A 3,209-nucleotide genomic window follows, 5' to 3' on the forward strand; every position below is an offset into this window, starting at 1 on the left:
ACTGTTTTGTTCTTTTCTCGATAGCATTTATTACCTCTTTGAAGCTTTTCTATTGGAGATTTACACTATATAGAGTGAAGGAGCAAGGCGATTTATGCGAAGTCTAATTTCAAAAAATAAACGAATAAAAGTTATGGTTCACCAAAGGTTGTCAGTCTCTGATTCTTGGGATGAAGCATGTTTGGAGTTTTCTGAAATTGACCGCTCTGAACTCTCTTTTTCTAGGGCTATTCCTATATCTCAAGTTGAGAAGATAGACTTCGTTGATATTTATTTTAAGATCGCGGGGCAGTGGAAGAAGTATAAAATCAATGATTTAAAACCAATATTTGAATATACAGATCAAAATATGATTAGACGCGTTTCTTTCTCATTTAATGAGAAAGAGCAGAATGATTTTGATCAGAGCTTTCGCATTGCAAGATGTTGCTGAATAGACCTTAGGCCTTACAAGTTTAAGTAAGATATGGTTTAATACATCGAATTAACAATGCAAAAGGAGACAATATGTCAGTATACATACTATCAGGAGCGAGAACTCCTAGTGGAAGTTTTTTAGGATCACTATCAAGTGTTGAGGCGCCAAAATTAGGTGCTACTGCAATTCAGGGAGCAATCTCTAAAGCTAAGATTGATGGTTCAAAAGTTGATGAAGTGTTTATGGGTAACGTAATTACTTCTGGAGTAGGTCAAGCACCTGCAAGGCAAGCAGCACTATTTGCTGAGCTTCCAGAATCTGTACCATGTACAACTGTTAATAAGGTTTGTGGTTCAGGACTTAAAACAATAATTATGGGTGCACAGTCAATTAAGTGTGAAGATAACTCTGTTGTAGTTGCAGGTGGAATGGAAAATATGTCTCTTGCTCCTCACTTAATTATGAACTCTAGAACTGGAGTTGCAAAATTTGGTGGAGCACAGATGAAAGATTCTATGCAGTGGGATGGACTATGGGATGTGTATTCAGACAGACCAATGGGAAATTGCGCTGAAGAATGTGTTTCAAAATATGATTTTACACGTGAGCAACAAGATGAGTTTTCAATTGAGTCTTTTAAAAGAGCTCAGGCCGCAGCGAAAGAGGGAATCTTTAATGATGAGATTGTTCCTGTAACAATCAAGGGTCGTAAAGGTGATACAGTTGTTTCTGAAGATGAAGGTCCTTTTAAAGCAAACTTTGAAAAGATCCCAGCTCTTCGTCCTGCATTTGATAAGAGTGGTACAATTACTGCTGCTAATGCTTCTACAATTAATGACGGTGCAGCTGCAGTAGTTCTTGGTGGAGAAGAGTATAAAGATCAAGCAAACTTTAAAATTCTTTCTTGGGCATCTCATGCTCAAAACCCTACTTGGTTTACAACTGCTCCTGTTGAAGCAATGAAGAAGTCTTTAGATAAAGCTGGACTTAAAATTGAAGATATTGATTTATTTGAAATTAACGAAGCATTTGCTGTAGTAACAATGGCAGCAATGGAAGAGTTTAAGATCAGTAGAGATAAGGTTAATGTATTTGGTGGTGGAGTAAGTTTAGGTCATCCTATTGGGTGTTCAGGAACAAGAATTGTTGTAACGCTAATGAATGCAATGGAAAAGAAAAACTCTAAGTATGGAATGGCCGCAATATGTATTGGTGGTGGTGAAGCTCTTAGTTTAATTATTGAAAAAATTTAAAAATATAAAGAGAGAGTCTAAATGAGTACGACAGCAAGGAAGCCAGTCGCTAAGAAATCAGGATTGAGAACATTCAAGGCGGGAGAGATTATTTTTAATCAAAATGATCCTGCTGACTCTCTCTATATTATTCAAACAGGTCAGATAAGACTCTACATTCCAAAGGGAAGAGGTTTTGTCGACTTAGCAATTTTAAGGTCTGGTGAAGTAATTGGTGAAATGGGTTACTTTGATGAAAAGGCCAATAGAAGAAGCTGTTCAGCTTCTGCTCTAGTTACTACTGAAGTTATTGAGATTTCTTACAATGCTTTTGGTAAAACCATGGCCGGTCTTAATCCTTGGTTTAAGACTATTATTAACACTCTTGCAGACAGACTCAGAAAAACAAATACTAAAGTAAAAGAGCTTGAGAGTAACTCCGTGGGGAGAAGTAGTGAAAGTGGCGTAGGTTCTTATGTCTTTTTTCACTCAACTGATATCATTAGATTTCTGTCGACATTATATCTAGCTTTTAAATCTCATGGTGAGCTAAAGAATAATAAGATGGAAATTCATATGAACAAGTTAAAGTTTTATATGTTTGATATCTATAGTTTTTCGGAAGTTAAGTATGAGGAGTTCATGAGAATTTGCACTGACTTAAATTCTATTGAAATTGCCAATGATCCTGATGGACTTCCAAAGTTAGTGAGAACTGGAAACGTTGATCAGTTTAGACAAATGCTAGTGTTCTTTAATACTCAAAGAATTACAGATGATGCTAAGAAGATAAAAATTTCTAAACGCTGTGAGCTTATGCTTGGTGCTATCTTACGACAATTTGCTAAGGCCGGACTGGATAAAGAAAAAGGTCAAGCAAATATCAATGCTGTCCTTGCAGAGTTTAAAGATCAAAAAGTTGTCATTTCTGATGAAGATATTAGAGATGCTGTTACTTGTAAGTTATGTGAAGATATTTTAGTAGGTGATGGAAATCAATTAACTTCTGTTGTTCACTATTCAAAATTGAAAAAACTCTATCCGTCTATTCGTATGATGAATGCCGTTAAAAAAGTTAACGATGAGAAGTCTGGAAATAACTAGAAGGAGTTCCTTCTAGTTAGTTTACCTGTCCAGTAGAGTGATAAGTCACATCACATGTTTGACTATTTGTATAAACAGCACTCGGATCCAATTGTATAAAGTAACCAGATTTTGATACTGCCGGAGTTTCAGCTGAGAAGTCAGTTGATGACTTAATACGAATATTCTTATTTGCAAAGTACTGAGGAGTACTCCCAGACTTTAAAAGTGTCCATTTTGAACTATCAATTGTAGTTCCGTTTATTTTTACCTCAATACTGCTCTCAAGCGGTTGTGCTGGAATGTGGCAATAGCCATAGTAAGCAGCTGGCGCATGATAAGTTACATTTAGACAATTTGGAAATACTACTTCACCAGTACCAATTAACTCAATCATATGACCAGTGTAAGGCTCACCAGCTGAAGGGTAGTATCTTGTATTCTTATTTGTTTGTTTTCCAATATAGTTGAACTCT

General features: G+C 36.0%; 4 protein-coding genes. 3 read left to right on the forward strand and 1 reads right to left on the reverse strand.

The window, feature by feature from the left end; genetic code table 11:
* Positions 1-94 precede the first annotated feature (94 nt).
* The 3 genes from ABX784_RS16395 (at position 95) to ABX784_RS16405 (ending at position 2,754) form a co-directional block, all read left to right on the forward strand.
* Complete coding sequence (locus tag ABX784_RS16395; RefSeq protein WP_372656141.1) at positions 95-433, forward strand: hypothetical protein; 339 nt, start codon at positions 95-97, stop codon at positions 431-433.
* A gap of 74 nt (positions 434-507) precedes the next feature.
* Positions 508-1,671, forward strand: coding sequence for an acetyl-CoA C-acyltransferase (locus tag ABX784_RS16400; protein WP_372656142.1), 1,164 nt, complete (start codon positions 508-510; stop codon positions 1,669-1,671).
* A gap of 21 nt (positions 1,672-1,692) precedes the next feature.
* A complete protein-coding gene (locus tag ABX784_RS16405; RefSeq protein ID WP_372656143.1) occupies positions 1,693-2,754 on the forward strand; it encodes a Crp/Fnr family transcriptional regulator in 1,062 nt (353 codons plus the stop codon).
* Between the two features lie 16 nt (positions 2,755-2,770).
* Here ABX784_RS16405 and ABX784_RS16410 read toward each other — a convergent pair.
* Positions 2,771-3,209: hypothetical protein (locus ABX784_RS16410; RefSeq protein ID WP_372656144.1), on the reverse strand; the 439-nt coding region annotated here is incomplete at its 5' end.

This window comes from Halobacteriovorax sp. (assembly GCF_041587335.1).
Taxonomy (GTDB): domain Bacteria; phylum Bdellovibrionota; class Bacteriovoracia; order Bacteriovoracales; family Bacteriovoracaceae; genus Halobacteriovorax.

Bases quoted from the DNA above. Each gene is read 5' to 3' on its own strand.
- ABX784_RS16400 (WP_372656142.1), top strand. From the start codon at position 508: ATGTCAGTATACATACTATCAGGAGCGAGAACTCCTAGTGGAAGTTTT.
- ABX784_RS16405 (WP_372656143.1), top strand. From the start codon at position 1,693: ATGAGTACGACAGCAAGGAAGCCAGTCGCTAAGAAATCAGGATTGAGA.
- ABX784_RS16395 (WP_372656141.1), top strand. From the start codon at position 95: ATGCGAAGTCTAATTTCAAAAAATAAACGAATAAAAGTTATGGTTCAC.